The sequence below is a fragment of the Cryobacterium aureum genome (assembly GCF_002954245.1).
Taxonomy (GTDB): domain Bacteria; phylum Actinomycetota; class Actinomycetes; order Actinomycetales; family Microbacteriaceae; genus Cryobacterium; species Cryobacterium aureum.
Genome location: NZ_PPTG01000025.1, coordinates 200,374 through 219,521, shown reverse-complemented (window position 1 = coordinate 219,521; position 19,148 = coordinate 200,374). Strand labels below are relative to the sequence as shown.

Below are 19,148 nucleotides of genomic sequence, written 5' to 3'. Positions count from 1 at the left end.
GTCTCAACGATAGCTATTTGCAGAGCAGTGCGACGGCTTCGACGTGGTGGGTATTGGGAAAAAGGTCGAAGGCGCGCAGGGTCCTCAGCTGATAGCCCTGCTTCGCAAACAGCGCCACGTCGCGGGCGAGCGCCACCGGGTCGCAGGCCACATAGACGATTTGTTGCGGTGCAAGAGCGACGAGCTGGTCGACGACGGCCTTGCCCGCCCCGGAGCGCGGCGGGTCGAGAACCACGGTGGCGGCGGCGAGACGGGCCCGTTCGGCGGCATCCGCTTCGCGCAAGAGGCGCTGCAGGAAGCGGTCGACGCGGTCGGCGACGGCCGTGGCACCGGCCCATTCCTTGAGGTTGCGGGCGGCGAACGCGACCGCTTCGGGGTCACTCTCGACCGAGGTGATGCGGGTGGCCTTGCCGAATTTGTCGCCGAGCGCTGCGGCGAGCAGTCCGACCCCGCCGTAGAGGTCGAGGTTGGAGGCTCGCGGGTCGAACGTGTTCGGATCGATGATGCTCTGCACCGCGTGGTACAGCGTGTCGGCGGCCATGGAGTGAACCTGCCAGAAGCCGGAACGGTCCAGCTCGAACTCACGGTCGGCGACTACCTCGTGAATCAGGCCGTGCGGAACGCGTTTGGGCTTACCGTTGGCGTCTTTGGCCGAGACCAGCACCTGCACGTCGCCCTTGCTCGGCGCGACCAGGTCCACCTGAGCTGCGTTGTGAAACAGGGTGTCGAGGGGGGCGCGCAGTTCGAGCTCGTGCTCGGCGAGCGGCAGGTCGTCGACCGGGATGACCCGGTGGCTGCGGGCGGCGTAGGGGCCGATGGTGCCGTCGACGGCCACGTGCAGGCTCACTCGGGTGCGCCATCCGGTGCCGTCCATCGCGTCGCCGGGGCTGGCTTTTGCGCTGACCGCGACCGGCTCAACCACGACGCCGGTTTCGAGTCCGGCCATGCGCTGCAGGGCGTCGGCGAGTACCTGACGCTTGAGTTCCCGTTGGAAGCCGAGTTCGATATGGCCGAACTCGGCGCCGCCGGCCCGGTCTTCGGGGGCGCGATCGATGGATGCCGCGCTCCAGATGTGCGGCTGCCGTTCGGAGGCGGCGTTGACGACGGCGACGGTTTCGGCCCGCCAGAAGCTCTTGTGGTTGGCCTCGGTGAGGCGGGCGCGCACCCGTTCGCCTGGCAGGGTGTCGCTGACGAAGATCACGCGGCCCTCGTGGCGGGCGATGAAGATTCCGCCGTGGGCGACGTTGGTGATGTTCAGTTCAAGCTCGTCGCCGACACTCGCAGACGGTGTCGGCTGGGAGGCCTGGGGCTGATGACTCGTGTTGCTCATCTAACGATGATCCCACACCCCTTGCCGGGCCGTCGGTTGCCGCCTGCTTGAATGGATGCTGCCCCTCCCGTTTGAAAGGACACCATGCGTCTGTACCTGGCTTCCACGTCTCCGGCCCGCCTCGCCCTGCTACGCGCGGCCGGCATCGAACCGGTGCTGATCAACCCCAAGGTCGACGAAGCTCGACTCGTCGCCGAGACCGAAGCCGCGGCGGGCTCGGCACTCGAACCGCGGGTACTCGTGGAGCTGCTGGCGCGGGCGAAAGCGGAGGCGGCAACATCCGCTCGGCTGACTGAGCCATTGACCGGGCTATTGCTCGGCTGCGACTCGGTGTTCGTGCTGGACGGTGTGATCTACGGCAAGCCTCACACAGCGGATGCCGCCCGCGAACGTTGGCAACGCCAGCGCGGGCGCACCGGAACACTGTATTCGGGACACTGGCTGATCGAGGTCGAAGACGGCGCGCCTGGCCGGGCGATTGGCGCGGTCGCGGTCGCCGAGGTGACCTTTGCCGACGACCTCGACGATGCCGAGCTCGACGCCTATATCGCCACCGGGGAACCTTTGTTCGTGGCGGGGGCGTTCACTATTGACAGCCTCGGTGCTCCCTTTATTACGAGCATCGTCGGGGATCCGTCGACCGTGGTGGGGCTGTCGCTGCCCACGCTGCGGCGGCTGGTGCGCGCCCTCGGACACGAGTGGCCGACCCTGTGGAATCGCCCCGGAGCGCTGTAATTGTAGGCATCCGCAAGAATCTGCCGGGTCTTTTTGTGGGACAGAACCAAAAGGGATGTGGCGGCGGGCAATAGGCTAAGTGATTGTGTCACTCATAACGAAGGTCCTCATCGCCAACCGAGGCGAGATCGCCGTTCGGGTCATCCGTGCCGCGAAAGACAGTGGAATTCTCTCTGTCGCCGTCTACGCCGACCAGGATCGCGACGCTCTGCACGCCCGTCTGGCCGACGAGGCGTACGGTCTCGACGGCACCACCGGCGCCGAAACGTACCTCGTCATCGACAAGATTCTGTCGATCGCCCGCCGGAGCGGCGCTGACGCCGTTCACCCCGGCTATGGCTTTCTGGCCGAGAACGCCGACTTCGCCCGCGCCGTGATCGGCGCCGGTCTCATCTGGATCGGGCCGTCACCCGAGGCCATCGAGCAGCTGGGCGACAAGGTCTCGGCCCGCAAAATCGCCGAAAAGGTAAACGCACCGATGGCGCCGGGCACCCTGAACCCCTGCAGCGACGCCGCCGAGGTGCTCGCCTTCGTGGACGTGCACGGCCTGCCCGTCGCGATCAAGGCCGCTTTCGGTGGCGGCGGACGAGGCCTCAAAGTGGCCCGCACGCGCGACGAGGTCGCCGAGATGTTCGATTCAGCCACCCGGGAGGCCATTACAGCCTTCGGCCGCGGCGAATGCTTCGTGGAGAAGTACCTCGACTCCCCCCGCCACGTTGAGACCCAGTGCCTCGCCGACATGCACGGCAATGTCGTCGTCGTCTCGACCCGCGACTGCTCACTGCAGCGCCGGCACCAGAAGCTTGTCGAAGAGGCCCCTGCACCCTTTCTCACCGAGGCGCAGACGACCGAGATGTATCGGGCGTCCAAGGCAATTTTGAAAGAGGTCGGCTACCTCGGTGCCGGCACCTGCGAGTTTCTCATCGGCCAAGATGGAACGGTGTCGTTCCTCGAGGTCAACACGCGACTGCAGGTGGAACACACCGTCTCCGAAGAGGTCACCGGCATCGACCTGGTGCGTGAACAGTTCCGCCTCGCCGAGGGTGGCGAGCTGACCTATGGTGACCCCGTCGCATCCGCTCACTCCTTTGAATTTCGCATCAACGGAGAGGATGCCGGCCGCGGCTTTCTGCCCGCGCCCGGCCCGGTTCACGTGTTCAAGCCCGCTGGCGGCCCCGGTGTGCGTGTCGACACCGGCGTGCAGTCTGGCGATGTGATCAGCGGGTCGTTCGACTCGCTCATCGCTAAGCTCGTCGTCACCGGCGCGACCCGCGAGGAAGCGCTTGAGCGTTCTCGTCGCGCTCTCGACGAGTTTGAGGTGGCCGGCCTGCCGACCGTGCTGCCCTTTCACCGTAAGGTCGTGCGGGATCCGGCTTTCGCGCCGACCGACGGCAAACCCTTCACCGTCTTTACTCGTTGGATCGAGACGGAGTTCGAGAACGACATCGAACCGTGGAGCGGCAGCATGGAAGACGCCCCCGGCGAGCAGAAGCGACACAGCATCGTCGTGGAGGTGGAGGGACGCCGCATCGAGGTCACCCTGCCCACCCGTCTGCTGCCCGGAGGCGCGAGCGCCCGCTCGGTGGGACCAGCGCCCAAGCGTCGCGGCGGCCTGCACTCCGTCGACACCGCCACCGGGGACGCCATCAAGGCACCGATGCAGGCGACCATCGTGAAGCTCCTCGTCGCCGAGGGTGACACGGTCGTCAAGGGCGATCTGCTGCTCGTGCTCGAGGCCATGAAAATGGAGCAGCCGCTCGTGGCGCATCGTGACGGTACCGTCGGTAACGTCGCAGCGGTCGTCGGCGAGACGGTCTCCTCCGGCAGCGTCCTGCTGACGGTCTCCGACGCCGCCTAGCGGCCAGTCCCCGCGCCGCGTTTTCGAGCAGGCGCGGGGGCGTTTAGGGCTAGAGGACTACGTGCATCGCTCGCGCGGCATCCGTTATGGAGCCGGTGAGAGAAGGGTAGACGGGGAAGGTGCGAGCTACCTCGTCGACCGTGAGCCGGTGCTCGACGGCGAGGGCCAGCGGGAAGATGAGTTCGCTGGCCTTCGGGGCCACAATGACGCCGCCGATGACCGTGCCGCTGCCGGTGCGGGCGAAGAGTTTGACGAAGCCGTCCTTGATTCCCATCATTTTGGCCCGAGGGTTCTGCGACAGCGGCAGCTTGTAGATGTCGCCCTGGGCGAGTCCGTCTTCGATCTGCTTCTGGGTGTAGCCGACGGTCGCGATCTCGGGCTGGGTGAAGATGTTCGCGGCGACGTTGCGAATCTCGATCGGGTTGACGGTGTCCCCCATGGCGTGGAAGACGGCGGTGCGGCCCATCATGGAAGCCACGGATGCCAGCGGAATCTCGGTCGTGCAGTCGCCGGCCGCGTAGATGTTCGGAATCGAGGTGCGGGCGACCCGGTTGACCTGGATATGTCCGGATTCGGTGACCTGCACGCCGGCCTGCTCGAGGCCGATGTTGGCGGTGTTGGGAATGGAGCCGACGGCGATGAGGCAGTGGCTGCCCTCGACCGTGCGTCCGTCTTCGAGCACCGCGACGACACCGGTCTTGGTGCGCTCGACCGAGGAGGCCCTCGACTTGGAGAGCACGGTCATGCCGTTGCGCTTGAAGACGTTCTCGATGACGTTGGCGGCGTCGGCGTCTTCACCAGGCAGCACCTGGTCGCGGCTGGAGATCAGAGTGACCTTCGCGCCGAGGGCGCGGTAGGCCGAGGCGAACTCGGCGCCGGTGACGCCAGAGCCGACCACGATCAGGTGTTCGGGAATGGCCTTGAGGTTGTAAAGCTGGGTCCAGGTGAGGATGCGCTCACCATCTGGCAACGCTGATGACAGCACGCGCGGGCTGGCGCCCACGGAGACGACGAGGGTGTCGGCATCGATGCGGTCGAAGTCGGTGGCGGTTGAGTCGCCGGACGTGGCGACGATGATGCCGGTGGTGCCATCGAGACGGCCGTGGCCCTGCACGTAGCGCACACCGGCGCGAATGAGGGTGGCCTTCATGTCTTCGGACTGCTGGCGGGCGAGGCCGAGCAGTCGCTTGTTCACGGCGGCCAGGTTGATGGCCACCTCGGGGCGCAGGGGCTTGCCGGTTTCGCCGCGCACGAAGAACTGCACACCGAGGTCAGTCGCCTCGCCGATCGAGTTCGACGCCTCCGCAGTGGCGATGAGGGACTTGGAGGGAACAACATCCGTTATCACGGCGGAACCGCCGACACCGACGCTTTCAATGAGGGTGACATCGGCACCCTGTTGTGCTCCGGCGATGGCCGCTTCGTATCCGCCGGGCCCACCGCCTAGTACTGCAATGCGCTGCTTGCGTTCAAACTCATAGGCCATGTACTCCATTCTCTCAAAGCGCCGAGCCCGCGCAAAACCGCTTCAGGGGCTGCAGGGCGCGGCTTGTCCCTCGAAGAGGGCGAAAAGACGCCGAATGGCCGTCTCAGCGACCGTTCGGCGCGCCGATGAGCAGAATTCGCGCAGAATCTCCGTGCCCAAGGCTGGGGTTCTAGAGTAGTGAAATGTTCACGAACGAGATCAACCCGTTAGACCTGCCCGAAACAGATCCGTTTGAGGCAGCACGCTCGGCCGCCGCGGAGATCGCGGGCATCACGGGAGTGCCCCGGCACGACATCGCGCTCACCCTCGGCAGCGGCTGGGCCAAGGCCGCCGACCTGATCGGCGAAACCACGCACACCGTGACCGCCGCAGACATCACCGGGTTCAGCGCTCCAGCCCTGGTCGGCCACGCCGGCACGCTGCGCTCGATTCTGCTGCCCGGCGGCAAGCGCGCGCTCGTGATCGGCGCTCGCACGCACTACTACGAGGGCCACGGCGTGCGCCGGGTCGTGCACAGTGTGCGCACGGCGGCGGCGACCGGAGCGAAAACGATGATTTTGACCAACGGGGCCGGCGGTATCCGTGAATCGTGGAAGCCCGGAACCGCAGTCCTGATCAGCGACCACATCAACCTGACTTCTGAATCCCCGATCGAGGGCGCGAACTTCGTCGATCTGACCGACCTGTACTCGAAGCGACTGCGCGATGTCGCGCGCGGCATCGACCCTTCCATCGACGAGGGCGTGTACTGCCAGTTCCGCGGCCCGCAGTACGAGACGCCCGCCGAGGTGCAGATGGCCAAGGCGATCGGCGGCCACATCGTGGGCATGTCGACCGCGCTCGAGGCCATCGCGGCCCGGCAGGCCGGCATGGAGGTGCTCGGGCTCTCGCTCATCACCAACCTCGCCGCCGGCATTCAGACGACGCCTCTCAGTCACGGCGAAGTGATCGAGGCCGGTGCCCTGGCCGAACCGGTGATCAGCGCGCTCCTCGCCCGGATCGTGGCCGCGCTGTGACCGGTACCGAGCATGGCGACGCGGCCCGTGGCGATTTTGAAAACGGCGAGTCAACGGTTTCGCGCAGCGGCGGTCGCCATTCCGGCCCGCCAGCGGATGCCGCAGCCGGCGTGACCCCTACGGCCCCGCCGGTCACCGCTCCCGTCACTCCGCCAGCCGTGCCGCATGTCACCGACGCGGATGCGACCGACGAGGTCCGCACCCCGACCCGCGCCCTGCCGATCGTGCAGGACGGCGACGATGCTGGATCCGAGCCGACAGTCGCCATCCAGACCATCGTGCAGAGCAGCGACGATGCCGGCTCTGAACCGACCGTCGCCATTTCGACCGTCAGTCCCGATAGCGCCGCGAATGACGATCTCGACGACCTCGCAACCGCTCCGGTCGCGCACGAGACCTCCGAGACCCCCGAGACCCCCGAGACTCCGAGCGATCGCACCGCAGCACTGCTGCAGGCGGCTCGGGCCTGGCTGAACCAGGATCCCGACCCGGAAACCCAGGCGCAGCTTCGCGCGCTCATCAATGCCGTCGACGATGGCGACACCGTGGCCCTGTCCAACCTGCACTCGCGGTTCGACACCCGCCTCGCTTTCGGAACGGCCGGGTTGCGCGGCGAAATCTCCGCCGGACCGAACCGAATGAACCGCGTGCTCGTCTCGCAGGCTGCGGCCGGCCTGGCCACGTACCTGCGCCGGCATGCAGCGCCCGGGGTGACGCCCTCGGTGGTCATCGGCTACGACGGACGCAAGAATTCCCACGTTTTCGCGACCGACACGGCGGCGATCATGGCGGGCGCGGGGGTGCGCGCCATCCTCTTGCCGCGTTTGCTGCCGACACCCGTTCTCGCCTTCGCGGTGCGGCACCTCGACGCAAGCTGCGGCGTGATGGTGACCGCCTCGCACAACCCGCCGAACGACAACGGTTACAAGGTGTATCTGGGCGGCGCCAACAACGGCGCGCAGATCGTCTCGCCCGACGACAAGGCGATCTCGGATGAGATTCTGCGCGTCGCCGCCGACGAGCACGTGCCGCACCTGCCGCGTGGCGCGTATGAGACCGCCGAGGAAGACGTCGTACTCGCCTACATCGCGGCGACGGCCAGCATCGCGCACACGCCGCGCGCGCAGGTGAACGCCGTGTACACCGCCATGCACGGGGTCGGCTGGGACACCACCCGCCGGGTGCTCGTGCAGGCCGGATTCGACCTGCCGACCCTGGTCGACGCGCAAATCGCCCCCGACGCGGCCTTTCCGACCGTGGCATTTCCCAACCCGGAGGAGCCCGGCGCGCTGGACCTCTCTTACGAGACCGCGCGCGAGGTGAGCGCCGAGCTGATCATCGCCAACGATCCGGATGCCGACCGTCTCGCCGTGGCCATCCCCGATCTGTCCAGCGCGAGCGGATACCGCAGGTTGAGCGGCAACGAGGTCGGTGCGATTCTCGGCTGGCGGGCGGCGGCGCTCGCGTCCCCCGATCTGGACTCTGTTGCCACTGTCGATACCGGCGCGCTGGCCTGCTCGATCGTGTCGTCGCCGGCACTGCACGCGGTAGCGGATGCCTACGGCCTGCGTTTCGTAGAAACCCTCACCGGGTTCAAGTGGGTGTCCCGTGTGCCGGGGCTGGTCTACGGCTTCGAAGAGGCGCTCGGGTATCTGGTCAACCCGGACACCGTGCGCGACAAGGATGGCATCTCGGCCGCGATCGCGTTGCTCTCGCTGGTGAGTGACCTCAAGTCCGAGGGGACCACGCTCGCCGGCTACCTCGACCTGTTCAGCGAGAAATTCGGACACTTCGCGTCGGGTCAGATCTCCGTGCGGGTGTCGGAGCTGTCCACGATCGCGCTCGTCATGACGCGTCTGCGGGAATCGCCGCCGACCCACGTCGGCCGCATTCGGGTCGACGAGATCGACGACTTTCGGTGGGGGCTGGGTGACTTTCCGCCGAGTGACGTGTTGCGCATCCGCTTGACCGACGGGTCGCGCGTGATGGTGCGCCCGAGCGGTACCGAGCCGAAACTCAAGGTGTACATCGACACCCGCAGCACGGTCGGCACGCTGGTGGAGCGGCGAGCGGCTGCTCAGGCCGCCCTCGATGAGCTCGATCGGGGCATGCGCGCGCTGATCGCCTAGGGCGCGGTGGGTGGCGCCATCACTGGACGGGGCCCGGGCCCCGTCCACGGGCCCAGGATATAAACTGGGCCCACGGCTCGGGCCCGGGCCCCGTCCAGTGTGGGGTGGTTCGCGGGCGGCTAGCCGAGCAGGGAGACCGCTCGGGCGATCACCAGGGCGAGCAGCACGAAACCCCCGAACGATTCGAGGGCCATAAGTGCCTTGGCCCGCAGCGAGAGCGGCATCGAGTCGGTCGGGCTGAACGCCATGGAATTGGACAGCGAAAAATACACGTAGTCGAAGAACGAGGCGACCCAGCCGATGCGCAGCGACGACCGGGCGGCGACCTCCTCGATGGCGTCGTGGTCCTCGTCCTGCGGAAAACGAAAATCGGCCGGCGGAAAGTCTTTGCGGTCTGCATGCCGGCGCGAAACCGGGCCGCCGCGATCGAGTTCCCAGTAGACCAGGGCGAAGGCGATGACGTTGGTCACCCAGACCTGCAGGGCCGCGAGCAGCAGGGTCGGTCCGTCATCCTTGCTGCCCGAGGTGAGCTGGATCACGAGCTGCACGAGCGCGACCTCGTTGGCCACGACCAGCAAAAAAGCCTGGCCGGTGGCGACATATCTCGACCAGCTGGTCTCCCGGTGCAGCCGGTACGGGTTCAGGGCGATGAGCGGGATCAGCAGGGCGAGTCCGATGGCGACGACCGTGTAGCGCAGACCCGGCAGGAACGTGCTCGGCAGCGTGGCGTACAGCGCGAGCGCAACCAACAGCCCGAGTACGGCCGGCCAGCGATGTTCGGCCCTGGCCCCCTGCTTCACACTGTCGCTCATGCGCTGAGCATAGGCCCAACGCGCGGTACGTTCCGGATCACCGCGGATCAGGTGCGGGGCTCAGAGACGTGGTCTCGTGGCTGACCGCCAGAAACCGGGTCACGCGCAAGTGCCTCTGGCACGGGTTCGAGTCGCGGAGCGGGCGGAGCGCCATCCGCTTCGCCGAGCCGTGAGTTTGGGCCCGTTTTTCGCGAAAAATCGCTCAAAATTCACGGCTCGGCAACTGCGTCGACCGAAAACTCACGGGTCGGCGAACGGATGCGGCGCGGCGGCCTACCGCGCGAGGTGCGGCACGACGACCGCGCGGCCGGTGAGCTCTCCGGCTTCGAGCTTGCGGTAGGCCTCGAGGGCGTCTTCCATGGCGAAGACCTCAACGTCGGGCGTGATCTGCCCGGCCTTGTACATGGCGACGACCTCGTAGAGGTCCTCGATGGTTCCCCAGTAGGTGTTCGTCAGGGTGGACTCATAGGGCGTGGTGAAGAAGGACCACTCGTACTTTCCTCCGGCGATGCCCACGACGGTCAGGCGTGACTTCGTGGCCATGACGGCTGAGGCGAGGGCGATGGTCGGGGCGATTCCCACGAAATCGAAGGCGGCGTCGACGCCGCGACCACCGGTGATTTCCCGGATCTTCGCGGCCTGGTCTGGGCCGCTGGCCACGGTGATGGCACCGTGTGCTTCTGCGCGAGTCATGGCATCCGCTTTGGAATCGGTCGCGATGACAGTGGCACCGGTGAGCGCGGTGAGGATCTGCACGGCAACCTGGCCGAGGCCGCCGAGGCCCACGACGAGGGCGAACTTTCCGCCGCCGGCGAGGTTGGGAAGGGAGTTCTTGATGGCGTGATAGGGCGTGAGGCCGGCGTCTGACAGAGGCGCGGCCGCAATCGGATCGGCATCCCCGAGCGGCACCAGGTTGCGAGCGGGAACCACGATGTACTCGGCCATTCCGCCATCGCGGCCCAGACCGGAGGCCAGGTAGGGCATCGTGGCGGCGTTGGAGCAGTAGGTGTCTTCACCACGGGAACAGGCCACGCAGTGTCCGCAGCCGATCGGGCCGTATACGAGGAAGGCGTCGCCGACGGTGATGCCCTCGACTCCCTCTCCGAGTTCTTCGGCCCAGCCGGAGTTTTCGTGACCGAGCACATAGCTGGGGGCAAGTTGTGGGGGCGCTGTGGCGGCCTCGAAATCCTTGTACACGGCGACATCGGAGTGGCAAGCGCCGGCACCGGCCACCTTCAGGAGCACTTCACCCGGGCCCGGCGTCGGCTTCTCGATGTCCTTCAGGATGGGGAAGGTCTTCCAGGCTTCGAATACGACGGCGCGCATGTTCTCTTCTTTCCAATGCTTCAGGCAGTTAGATCAGTACATGTATACGCATACAACAGTACTCCCGCATCAGTGCGCGACAGCCGTGTGAGCGGATGCAACGGCCCGGGTGACGGCAGTGGGGTCAGGAACCCAGGGCGATCTCGAGCTTGGCGACGAGTTCGTCGACGTCGAAGTAATTGTTGATGACGATCACGTCGGCGTTGGTCTTGCCGATCACCGGGGCGAGCTCCGACGACGTCAGAATGACCTGGGCGTCGGCCGCGGCCGCCCGCACGCCGGCGACATCCGTGGCCTGCACGCTCGCCTCGATGTCGAGGCGTTCCAGGGCGCGCTCGGCATTGACCTTGAGGATGGCCGAGGTACCGAGGCCAATGCCGCACATCACGACGATCTTCATGGGGCGAACACGCTCTGCACGAACTCGGCTGAAGTCGCGCCGGCCAGCGCCGGAATCACCTTCGGGTCGTTGAACACGTTGGCGAGTTCGGCGACGAACTGCAGGTGGTCGTCGGCGCCGGTCACGGCCAGTCCCACGATCACGCTGACCGGGTCGTTGTGCGGGTGACCGAAGGAGACCGGTTCGGCCAGGGTGACGACGCAGAGTCCGTCGGTGAGAACATCCGCTCCCGGACGGGCATGCGCGAGCGCCAGCCCCGGCGCGATCACAATGTACGCGCCGAATTCGCGAATCACCGCGATCATGCGCTCGGTATAAGCGGATGTCGCGGCGCCGGAACGCACGAGGGCGTCACCAGCGGCCGTGATGGCGGCTGGCCAGTCGTCAGCGTGCGCGCCGATGGTGATGGCGTCAAGCGGAAGGTGCGGGAGTGGCATGATTTCTTTCGGGTAAACGGGTGGAGCCGGGTGAACCTGCTCGGAGAGCCGATCGGGCTCGCCGGCCGGTCTCAAGCGTCGCCGAAGCCGGCTTCGATGGCTTCGACGAGCTCTTCGCGATCTTCCAGCGGCAGGAAAGCGGCGTGGGCCGCGTTGAGCTGGAAGGTCTCGAGGTCGCTGAGGTCGTAGCCGAAGGCGTCGGACAGCAGGGCGAGCTCCTGGGTGAGGGTGGTGTCGCTCATCAGGCGGTTGTCGGTGTTGACGGTGACCTTGAAGCCGAGCTGATAGAGCAGGTCGAACGGGTGGTCGAAGAGTTCCTCGCCCCAGGCGGCGACCGCTCCGGTCTGCAGGTTCGAGGAGGGGCTGAGCTCGAGCGTGATCTCGCGGTCGCGCACCCACTGGGCGACCGGGCCGAGGGTGACGAAGGTGTTATCGTCGTCCTGGCGTTCGATGGTGACGTCTTCGGCCAGGCGAACACCGTGACCGAGGCGCAGCGCGCGGCCGTCGAACAGGGCGCCGCGAATGCTGTCCAGCCCGTCGGCCTCGCCGGCGTGCACGGTAACCGGCATGAATTCGCGGGCCAGCAGGTCGAAGGCGCCGCGATGGTTGCCGGCCGGGAAGCCGGCCTCGGCGCCGGCGATGTCGAACCCGACGACGCCGTCGAAGCGGTAACGCACGGCGAGTTCGGCGATCTCGAGGCTGCGGTTAGCGTGGCGCATGGCGGTGATGAGCTGGCCGATACGGATGCTGCGGCCGGACTGTTCGACGTTCTCGATGCCGGCTTCGATGCCGTCCTGCACGGCTTCGACGACCTCGTTCAGTGTGAGTCCGCGGGCCAGGTGCTGTTCGGGAGCCCAGCGAATCTCGCCGTAGATGACGCCGTCGTCGGCGAGGTCCTCGACGAATTCGCGGGCGACGCGACTGAGGCCCTCGCGGGTTTGCATGACGGCGGTCGTGACGTCGAAGGTCTTCAGGTATTCCACGAGCGAGCCAGCGTTGGACTGGTCGGAGAACCACTCGCCGAGGGCATCGGCATCCGTTGTGGGAAGCACGAATCCGATGGAGTCGGCCAGCTCGATGATGGACTGCGGGCGCAAGCCGCCGTCGAGGTGGTCGTGCAGCGAAACCTTGGGCAGGGTGTTAATGCTCGTGCCGCCGCCGGGCATGAGGAATTCCTCGATCAAAGTCATACGAACAAGCTCCTCGGTACCGGGGCGGGTGTGAACTACAACCGCGCGCCCAGCTTATCGGAGCACCTCTGGACGGACCATGAGAAATGCGGCGAGCGAATGCGCGTGATCCCGCCTCTTTGGTCGCCCGCTCTCGCTGCGTCTTGCAGACTGCACGGGGCCCGGGCCCGGAAAGCGCAAGACCACGTACCCTGAGCTGTGCCCACCAAAATCATTCTCGACTGCGACCCCGGCCACGACGACGCGGTCGCGATGCTGCTCGCGCACGGCAATCCGAACATCGAGCTCGTCGCCGTGACCACCGTGATGGGCAACCAGACCCTCGCCAAGGTCACCCGCAACGCCCTGTCTGTGGCCCGCGTGGCCGGAATAACCGGGGTGCCCTTTGCTGCCGGATGCCCACGCCCACTGGTTCGGCAGATTGAGACGGCGCCGTCCATTCACGGCGAGTCGGGCCTCGACGGCCCGGTGCTGCCCGAACCCACCCTCGAGCTCGACCAACGGCACGCCGTCGACCTCATCATCGACACGATCATGGCGCACGAGCCGGGCGAGATCACGCTCGTGCCGACCGGCGCCCTGACCAACATCGCCCTCGCCGTCCGCAAGGAGCCGCGCATCGTCGAGCGGGTCAAGCAGGTCGTGCTGATGGGCGGCGGCTACCACGTGGGTAATTGGTCGGCCACGGCCGAGTTCAACATCGTCATCGACCCCGAAGCCGCCCACATCGTCTTCAACGAGAAGTGGCCGCTGACCATGATCGGGCTGGATCTGACCCACCAAGCCCTCGCCACCCCCGACATCGTCGCCCGGATCGCGGCCGTCGACACGGCACCAGCCCGGTTCGTCGGCGAGCTGCTGGCGTTCTTCGCCGAGACCTACAAGTATGCCCAGGGATTCGACTATCCACCGGTGCACGACCCGTGCGCGGTCGCCTATGTGATCGACCCGAGCGTGATCACCGTGCGCAAGGCTCCGCTCGACGTGGAACTGGCCGGAACCCTCACGCTCGGCATGACCGTGGCCGACTTTCGGGCGCCAGCCCCGGCCGACTGCACCACGCAGGTCGCCGTCGACCTCGACCACGAGAAGTTCTGGGCACTCATCGTCGACGCCCTCGAACGCATCGGCGACCCGCCGCAGTGCGAGGGCCCCGACCTGCCGCGGTGAGTGGGACTTCAGGGATCGGGCATCCGTTCGGTCATGGCACGGACGGAGTGAAATCGCCCCCGGAGCCCGCATCGGCTACCAGTGACGCACTCGCAGCCGTCGGCAGCATGGCGACGAGTCCGGCGGCGGCCGTCGGCAACCCGGATGCTCACCAGCTCCCAGGCACCCACACCCGGTCAGCCGTCGATGACCTTCACGAGCACCCGGGCCAGACGCTTCCGAATAATGTGGTCGTTGGCCTCGACGCGGTGCATCGTGACGTGGCGCATCCGCTCGATCACGGTCAGGCTGCCCTGCGCGATGAACGCGTCGAGCGCTCCGTAGATGACGTCGACCGGCACCCGGAGGCTCGCGATGTCGCTCACCACGGTCTGCGATTCGATGCAGTGCTCCATCGACTTGATGAACGGCGTCCAGGTTTTCTCGGTCAGTTCGAAGATGCCCTTGGGCAGCAGCCGCGACATGATGGCGGCGTTGGCGAGCGTGAACTCCTTGTTGGCGCGCAGAAAATCGTAGGCCCGCAGGTAGGCGCTCACCCGTGCCCGCACCCGCGGATCGCCGATATCACTCGGTGACAGATACACCGGCGGCCCCACCAGCAGCAGGCGCGAGACCGGTCCGCGTCCGGCCAGCCGACGCCACGCCGCCCAGAACCGACCGTGCCGTTCCATGGCCGCGTAACGGGTGCTGATCAGGCTGCCGAGCGAGTGCCCGACCAGCACAAATGGTTCCTTGAGCTTCAACGAGCTGATGGTCGCAGCCAGGGCCCCGACGTGATCCTCCAGCCGGTATTCACATCCGTCCGGGGCCGGCGACTGCCCGAACCCGAGAATGTCGACCGCAATCACCCGATGATGCGGGGTCAGCATCGGAATCACCTCATAGAAGGTGACCGATGACGACGCGATGCCGTGCACGAGAACGACGACCGGGCCACTGCCGGCATCCGTTGCGACGTGCAAAAGCGGCGGGCGGCGCCGACGCGCTCTGCGCATCCGCTCCACCCGCCAGGTCATATCTAATTATTGTCGCGGAGCGTGGCCTTGAAGTCATTCTTGGCTTCGGTGGCGCCGCGCTCGGCTTCGGCGTGCTTCACCTCACCCTCGGCTTTCTTCACCTTGGCGTCGGCCTTGGCCTCGTCGGCCTTGTCTTCGATGCGGTCCTTGGCGTCATCCACCGTCCGGCCGATCTTCTTGCCCGTGGCGTCGAGCGCATCCTTGGCATTGTCAATGAATCCCATGTCGTCCTCCTGGTCGTTGCGAGTCGGGCTGAACCGCCGACCCCACGACCATACTTCGGGGGACAGACATCGAGTCCCAATTGTGATCCGACTCCCAGACTGCCTCCAGTCCCGGGCATCGGCGCGCCAATACAGTAAGGCATGAGACGAACTTGGGGTGCGATCGCGGTTCTTCTGACGGCTCTATTGCTGGCGGGATGCACGACGAACAGCGGTAGTTCGGTGAGCACTGAGGGGAGCGCAGAGGGGAGCGCAGACTCGTCCGGGAGCGTCTTAGGCGGCGCCGCGCCCGCCGAGGGCGACAGGGCATCCGGCCTGGTCACCGGCACCACCGGCGACGTGAACACCTCCAGCCGCGATGTCATCACCACCGGATCCCTCTCGATCACCGCCACCGACCCGGTGAAAGCGAGCGAATCGGCCGTCACGATCACCGAACAGGCCGGCGGTCGCGTCGACAGCCGCAGCGAGAACCCTGCCACCGACGTGCAGCCGGCCAGCGCCAACCTGACTCTGCGCATTCCGTCCGACGAACTCGACCGCACCCTCAAAGAGCTGAAAAAGCTCGGCACCCTCAACTTCGTCACGCTCACTGCCCAGGACGTGACCCAGCAGAGCCAGGATCTCGACGCCCGCATCACCGCGCTCACCACCTCGGTCGACCGGCTGCTCGCGCTGATGGCTTCGGCCACCACCACGGCCGACCTGATCAGCATCGAAAGCGCCCTGTCGAGCCGGCAGAGTGAGCTCGAAAGCCTGCAGTCCCAGCGCGACTATCTCGCCGACCAGATCGACTACTCCACAGTGCAGCTCGAACTGGTCGCGGAGGGCACCGTCGCGGCAAGCGGCCCCGACACGTTTTGGAGCGGAATTATCACCGGCTGGACCGCCCTCGTGACCGCTCTCGGCGGCCTGTTGGTCGGCCTTGGAGTGGCCCTCCCCTGGCTGGTCATGCTGGCGATCTTGGGGGTAATTGTGCTTGTGATCGTGCGCATGTTCGCGCGGCGTCGCAAGGCTGCATAGGCTTGTCTGTGTGACCGAGTTTCTCCCTGCTCCAGCCCTGCCCGAAACACCCCCGGCGGCGGCCGTTTTTGTACCGTCCAGCGACGAACCGCTGCTGTCTGCCGAGCTCCTGGCGGGCATCCGCTCGCGGGCGGCCGGGTATGACCAGGCCAACGCGTTCTTCACCGAAGACCTCGAGGAGCTCGTCGCCGCCGGGTACCTGGGCGCCTTGGTGCCGACAAAGTTCGGCGGGCTCGGACGCACCCTGCAGCAGACCGTGCGCGAGCAGACCCGGCTCGCCGCGCACGCCCCGGCCACAGCCCTCGCGGTGAATATGCACCTGATCTGGACCGGCGTGGCCCGCGGCCTGCACGCCCAGGGCGACCACTCGCTCGACTTTCTGCTCGAAGAGGCCGGGCGGGGCGAGATCTTCGGCTTCGGCGTGAGCGAACCCGGCAATGACCTCGTTCTGTTCGGCTCCCAAACGGATGCCCGCCCCGCGCCCGACGGCGGCTACCGGTTCACCGGCACCAAGGTTTTCACCTCGCTTTCCCCCGCCTGGACCCGGCTCGGCACCCTGGGGCTCGACTCGACCGACCCCGAAGCACCCGCGATCGTCTGGGCTTTTCTCGAGAAGGCGGATGCCGGCATCCGCTCCAAAGATGACTGGAACACCCTCGGCATGCGCGCCAGCCAGAGCCAAAGCACCGTGCTCGACGGCGCGCTCGCCCGCCCGGACCGCGTCGTGCGGCGACTGCCGGTCGGCCCGAACGGCGACCCGCTCGTGGCCGGTATCTTCGCCAACTTCGAGATTTTGCTCTCCGCGGTCTATACGGGTATCGGCCAGCGCGCTCTCGAACTCGCCGTCGACGGCGCACACCGGCGTACCTCGCTGAAGAACGACGGGCGCTCGCACGCACAGGATCCGGTGGCGCGCTGGCGGGTCGGCGACCTCGTCATCGCGATGGACGGCATCTACCCGCAGATAGACGCCCTCGCCCGAGCGGTCGACGAGCGGTCGTTCATGGTTGGGCCGGCCTGGTTCGCCCAGCTGTCCGGGCTCAAATACCGGGCCACGCAGAACGCCAAGTTCGTCGTCGACACCGCCGTGCAGGTCGCCGGTGGCCAGGCCTACACCGCGTCCTCCGAACTCGCCCGGCTCTACCGCGATGTGCTCGCCGGTTTCTTCCACCCCTCCGACGCGGATTCCGCACACGCGACCGCCGCCGCATCCGTTCTCGGCCCAATAGATATGCGCACCCCATGAGTTTTAGCAAGACCACAGCAATCACCCTCGACCACTCCGGCTATACCCGCGCCGTTCTTGACCTCACCATGCGCCTTGCCGAGGTCATCTTCACCGCCGGAGCCGGCGCCGAAGACGCGACCGCCGCCATGATCGCGCTCACCCGCGCCTACGGGCTCAAGGGCACCGACGCGAACATTACGCATACGACCATCACACTCACGCAGGAAGATGCGGTGACGCACGAGTCGATCATTCGCAGCCGCAACGTGAAGTACCGCACGCTCGACTATTCCAAGCTCACGGCAACGTCGGAGCTCATTGCCGACATCATCGAGAAGCCGATCGAGGTCGCCGAAGCCCGTAAAATTCTCGCGACGATCGTCAGCTCCAAGCCGCAAGTACCCAAACAGTGGCGGCGCATCGGCTGGAGCCTCGTCGGCACCGGTGCCGCCGTGCTGATCGGCGCCGGGCCCACCGTGATCATCGCAGCCTTCATCGCCACCTGGATCATCGACTGGATCACCTCGGTGCTTGACCACCGCCAGGTTCCGTTGTTCTACCAGACCGTCGTCGGCGGCGCGATCGGCCCGATTGTCGCAGCGATCGTACGGGTGATCGATCCCACGGCGAACCCCTCACTCGTGGTGGTCGCGACCATCATCATGCTCCTCGCCGGTGTCACCACCTTCGGCGCCGTGCATGACACTCTCTCCGGGTTCTACCTCACCGGCACAGCCCGAATGGTGGAGGCACTGCTGATCACGGCCGGTCTGGTCACTGGGGTGTCCGGTTCGGCGCTGTTCTTGGCCCGGTTCGGCCTGGTTCTCGAAATCGACTCGAACCCCATCGTGACACTGGCCGTTCTGCCGGTGCTGCTCGTGGCCGCCGTGGTGATTGTGATCGGGTTTGCCCTCGCCGTTCAAGTACCGTGGCGGGCGATCTGGGTAGTCTGCGTGCTCGGTGCCCTCGCCGAGTTCCTGTTCGTCGCTGCCATGGCCGGCGGATTCGGCCTGGTCTGGGGGTCAGCAGCAAGCGCTCTCGGCGTGGGCCTGCTCGCCGCGGTCGCAGCGCGCATGGTGCGCACTCCCCCGCTCGTGATCATGGTGACGGCCCTGGTGCCGCTCGTTCCCGGGCTCACGCTGTTTCGCGGGCTGCTCATGCTGTCGGAGGGCGACATCAATGGGTTGCTCTCGCTGCTCACCGCGGCGGGAATCGCCATGGCCCTCGCGGCCGGAGCGCTGCTGTCGCAGTACATCGTGCAGATCGTCTGGGGTCCGGCCCGCCGCCTGCAGCGCCGTTTCGTCGGACCGCTCATGGCCCTGCCGGTGCGGCTCGGCCGAGACGCCACCAAGCGCATTTAGCCGCAATGCCATTCAGCGGGGCTGCGGCATCCGTTGGTAGACGGATGCCGCAGCATCGGGGTCAGTTGGGAACGTCGGCCTCGCCGTCGGCTTCGGCGACGTCTTCTTCGACGAACCGGTACGGGATGGGTTCCTCGGTCTCCCGACCGCGCTGGTAGGTGCGGGTGATCGTTTCGGTGTCTTCGACCGCCTCGAGCACCACGACGTCCTGGTAGGTACCGTCGATGTATTCCAGCTCCACTTCGGTTCCGGCGGCGATCGGGTTCGGTCCAAAGAGAACTGCCCGGTAGGTGGCGCTATGGCTCATGACGGTGACCTTTCGACGGGAGAGGGGTTGGATACAGCGCCAGCATACGACAGACCGACAGTCGTGCACAGGGCTGGCGGTGGGTTGGCCGATTCGACCG

At 66.6% G+C, this 19,148-nt stretch carries 18 protein-coding genes; 8 read left to right on the top strand and 10 right to left on the bottom strand.

The genetic code is table 11. From position 1 onward, the window contains the following. Nucleotides 1–13: 13 nt before the first annotated feature. A complete protein-coding gene (locus tag CJ028_RS09965; protein WP_105035088.1) occupies nucleotides 14–1,330 on the bottom strand; it encodes a class I SAM-dependent RNA methyltransferase in 1,317 nt (438 codons plus the stop codon). Between the two features lie 84 nt (nucleotides 1,331–1,414). On the opposite strand from CJ028_RS09965, the gene CJ028_RS09960 reads away from it, so the two are divergent. Both CJ028_RS09960 and CJ028_RS09955 read left to right on the top strand, forming a co-directional pair. After that, a complete protein-coding gene (locus tag CJ028_RS09960) occupies nucleotides 1,415–2,065 on the top strand; it encodes a Maf family protein (RefSeq protein WP_105035087.1) in 651 nt (216 codons plus the stop codon). 85 nt (nucleotides 2,066–2,150) lie between these two features. Beyond that, on the top strand, nucleotides 2,151–3,923 hold the full coding sequence (locus tag CJ028_RS09955) for an acetyl/propionyl/methylcrotonyl-CoA carboxylase subunit alpha (RefSeq protein WP_105035151.1): 1,773 nt from the start codon (nucleotides 2,151–2,153) through the stop codon (nucleotides 3,921–3,923). 49 nt (nucleotides 3,924–3,972) lie between these two features. Here CJ028_RS09955 and CJ028_RS09950 read toward each other — a convergent pair whose 3' ends face one another. Further along, nucleotides 3,973–5,409 carry an NAD(P)H-quinone dehydrogenase gene (locus CJ028_RS09950; RefSeq protein ID WP_105035086.1) on the bottom strand — a complete coding sequence of 479 codons (1,437 nt, stop codon included), beginning with the start codon at nucleotides 5,407–5,409 and terminating at the stop codon, nucleotides 3,973–3,975. A 182-nt stretch (nucleotides 5,410–5,591) separates the two neighbouring features. On the opposite strand from CJ028_RS09950, the gene CJ028_RS09945 reads away from it, so the two are divergent. After that, complete coding sequence (locus CJ028_RS09945; protein WP_105035085.1) at nucleotides 5,592–6,425, top strand: purine-nucleoside phosphorylase; 834 nt, start codon at nucleotides 5,592–5,594, stop codon at nucleotides 6,423–6,425. A gap of 446 nt (nucleotides 6,426–6,871) precedes the next feature. Further along, nucleotides 6,872–8,554, top strand: a complete 1,683-nt coding sequence (locus CJ028_RS09940) for a phospho-sugar mutase (RefSeq protein ID WP_105035150.1) — start codon at nucleotides 6,872–6,874, stop codon at nucleotides 8,552–8,554. Nucleotides 8,555–8,673: 119 nt separating this feature from the next. Here CJ028_RS09940 and CJ028_RS09935 read toward each other — a convergent pair whose 3' ends face one another. The 5 genes from CJ028_RS09935 to CJ028_RS09915 form a co-directional block, all read right to left on the bottom strand. Beyond that, nucleotides 8,674–9,366: a hypothetical protein gene (locus CJ028_RS09935; protein ID WP_105035084.1), complete on the bottom strand. Its 693-nt coding sequence runs from the start codon at nucleotides 9,364–9,366 to the stop codon at nucleotides 8,674–8,676. Nucleotides 9,367–9,639: 273 nt separating this feature from the next. Then, a complete protein-coding gene (locus CJ028_RS09930; RefSeq protein WP_105035083.1) occupies nucleotides 9,640–10,692 on the bottom strand; it encodes an NAD(P)-dependent alcohol dehydrogenase in 1,053 nt (350 codons plus the stop codon). 124 nt (nucleotides 10,693–10,816) lie between these two features. Next, nucleotides 10,817–11,092, bottom strand: coding sequence for a PTS sugar transporter subunit IIB (locus tag CJ028_RS09925; RefSeq protein WP_105035082.1), 276 nt, complete (start codon nucleotides 11,090–11,092; stop codon nucleotides 10,817–10,819). Beyond that, the gene (locus tag CJ028_RS09920; protein WP_105035081.1) at nucleotides 11,089–11,529 is read right to left on the bottom strand and encodes a PTS sugar transporter subunit IIA; all 441 of its coding nucleotides are present in this window, start codon (nucleotides 11,527–11,529) and stop codon (nucleotides 11,089–11,091) included. The genes CJ028_RS09925 and CJ028_RS09920 overlap by 4 nt, the downstream gene beginning before the upstream one ends. 71 nt (nucleotides 11,530–11,600) lie before the next feature. Then, nucleotides 11,601–12,719 (bottom strand): adenosine deaminase, encoded by a 1,119-nt coding sequence (locus tag CJ028_RS09915; protein ID WP_105035080.1) that lies wholly within the window; start codon nucleotides 12,717–12,719, stop codon nucleotides 11,601–11,603. A gap of 198 nt (nucleotides 12,720–12,917) precedes the next feature. Here CJ028_RS09915 and uriH point away from each other — a divergent pair, with 198 nt between their 5' ends. After that, nucleotides 12,918–13,889 carry a uridine-preferring nucleoside hydrolase UriH gene (gene uriH, locus CJ028_RS09910; RefSeq protein WP_105035079.1) on the top strand — a complete coding sequence of 324 codons (972 nt, stop codon included), beginning with the start codon at nucleotides 12,918–12,920 and terminating at the stop codon, nucleotides 13,887–13,889. A gap of 176 nt (nucleotides 13,890–14,065) precedes the next feature. Here uriH and CJ028_RS09905 read toward each other — a convergent pair whose 3' ends face one another. Both CJ028_RS09905 and CJ028_RS09900 read right to left on the bottom strand, forming a co-directional pair. Next, on the bottom strand, nucleotides 14,066–14,905 hold the full coding sequence (locus CJ028_RS09905) for an alpha/beta fold hydrolase (RefSeq protein ID WP_105035078.1): 840 nt from the start codon (nucleotides 14,903–14,905) through the stop codon (nucleotides 14,066–14,068). Nucleotides 14,906–14,907: 2 nt separating this feature from the next. Further along, nucleotides 14,908–15,129: a hypothetical protein gene (locus CJ028_RS09900; RefSeq protein ID WP_105035077.1), complete on the bottom strand. Its 222-nt coding sequence runs from the start codon at nucleotides 15,127–15,129 to the stop codon at nucleotides 14,908–14,910. A gap of 222 nt (nucleotides 15,130–15,351) precedes the next feature. Between CJ028_RS09900 and CJ028_RS09895 the strand changes: the two genes are divergently transcribed. The 3 genes from CJ028_RS09895 to CJ028_RS09885 are packed head-to-tail and all read left to right on the top strand — an operon-like array spanning nucleotide 15,352 to nucleotide 18,741. Next, nucleotides 15,352–16,152: a DUF4349 domain-containing protein gene (locus CJ028_RS09895; protein WP_161498950.1), complete on the top strand. Its 801-nt coding sequence runs from the start codon at nucleotides 15,352–15,354 to the stop codon at nucleotides 16,150–16,152. A 37-nt stretch (nucleotides 16,153–16,189) separates the two neighbouring features. After that, nucleotides 16,190–17,398 carry an acyl-CoA dehydrogenase family protein gene (locus CJ028_RS09890; protein WP_439099036.1) on the top strand — a complete coding sequence of 403 codons (1,209 nt, stop codon included), beginning with the start codon at nucleotides 16,190–16,192 and terminating at the stop codon, nucleotides 17,396–17,398. Further along, nucleotides 17,395–18,741 carry a threonine/serine exporter family protein gene (locus tag CJ028_RS09885; RefSeq protein WP_105035075.1) on the top strand — a complete coding sequence of 449 codons (1,347 nt, stop codon included), beginning with the start codon at nucleotides 17,395–17,397 and terminating at the stop codon, nucleotides 18,739–18,741. Before CJ028_RS09890 ends, CJ028_RS09885 begins: the two co-directional genes overlap by 4 nt. A 61-nt stretch (nucleotides 18,742–18,802) precedes the next feature. On the opposite strand, the gene CJ028_RS09880 is transcribed toward CJ028_RS09885, so the two are convergent. Further along, the gene (locus tag CJ028_RS09880) at nucleotides 18,803–19,048 is read right to left on the bottom strand and encodes a hypothetical protein (protein WP_105035074.1); all 246 of its coding nucleotides are present in this window, start codon (nucleotides 19,046–19,048) and stop codon (nucleotides 18,803–18,805) included. Between the last annotated feature and the right edge of the window lie 100 nt (nucleotides 19,049–19,148).